The 1,336-nt window shown below is 76.6% G+C and carries 1 protein-coding gene; it reads left to right on the top strand.

From position 1 onward, the window contains the following. On the top strand, nt 1-1,336 hold a 1,336-nt coding region (locus IH13_RS38620), incomplete at both ends, for a beta-ketoacyl synthase N-terminal-like domain-containing protein (RefSeq protein WP_031088716.1).

Below are 1,336 nucleotides of genomic sequence, written 5' to 3'. Positions count from 1 at the left end.
GAGGCGGTGAGCCGCACCGGCCGCAGCCGCCCCTTCCACCGGGACGCCGACGGGCTGATCCCCGCCGAGGGCGCCGGGTTCGTCGCACTGGCACGCCTGCGCGACGCCGTGGCCCGGAACATGCCGGTCCTGGGCGTCGTCCGGGGGATCGGGCTGTCCAACGACGGGCGCGGCAACGGACTGCTCAGCCCGGCGCGGGAGGGCCAGGAACGGGCGATGCGCCTGGCGTACGCCACCGCGGGCGTCGCACCGCGGACCGTCTCGCTCGTCGAATGCCATGCGGCGGGAACCCCGGTCGGGGACGCCGAGGAGGTCCGCGGCATGGCGCGGGTCTTCGCGGACGGCGCCGACGTGCCCATCGGTTCGGTGAAGTCCAATGTCGGGCACCTGCTGGCGTCGGCGGGAGCGGGCGGACTACTCAAGGTGCTCGGCGCGATGCGGGCGGGCGTCCGGCCCGCCACGCTCGGCGCCGACGAGCCGCTGGCCGAGCTGAGAGGCACCCCCCTGCGGGTGCTGGACGCCCCCGAGCAGTGGCCGCCGGGGCCCCGCCGGGCGGCGGTGAGCGCCTTCGGGTTCGGCGGCACCAACGCCCATCTCGTCGTCGACGCCTGGGACGGCGAGGAGGGCCGCGCGTCGGCGCCGTCCGGCACCCGCCGCCTCCCGGGCGCACCCGTGGCGATCGTGGCCGTCGCCGTCCGGGCCGGAGAAGGGGCGAGCACCCAGGACTTCCGCCGCGCGCTGCTGACCGGGCGCCGGAGCGGTCCGGCCTCGGAGATCGGCGTGGCCCTTCCCGGACTGTGCTTTCCGCCCCGGGCGGTCGAGAAGGCGCTGCCCCAGCAGACCCTGATGCTCGAAGTGGCCCGGGAGGCGGCCCGCGACGTGGTCCTGCCGCGCGAGCGGACCATGGTCCTCATCGGCGCGGGCGTGGACCCGGAGAACTCACGCGCCACCGCGCGCTGGCGTACGCCGTTCTGGCTGGAGCAAACCGGCGGGCCCACCGGTCCGGAACCGGCCGCACGCGTCCGGGACGCCTTCTCCGCGCCCATGGACGCGGAACGGGTCGTCGGCACCCTGCCGAACCTCCTGGCCAACCGGATCAGCACCCAGCTCGACCTGGCGGGCCCCGGCCACACCGTCTCGGCCGAGGAAGCCTCCGGTCCCCTCGCGCTGGACCTCGCGGCACGCGCGATCCGGGCCTCGGAGGTGGACGCGGCGCTCGTCGGCGCCGTCGACCTCTCCTGCGAACCGGTGCACCGGGCGGCCCTGCGCGGACTCGGCCTGGAGAGCGCCGCCGGGGACGGTGCCGTGGCGGTCGTACTCAAACGCCTCGCCGACG

Source organism: Streptomyces sp. NRRL WC-3549, from assembly GCF_000721935.1.
In the GTDB taxonomy this organism is placed as follows: domain Bacteria; phylum Actinomycetota; class Actinomycetes; order Streptomycetales; family Streptomycetaceae; genus Streptomyces.
The sequence above is the reverse complement of the archived record's forward strand: the minus strand, read 5'-3'. Positions and strand labels throughout refer to the sequence as shown.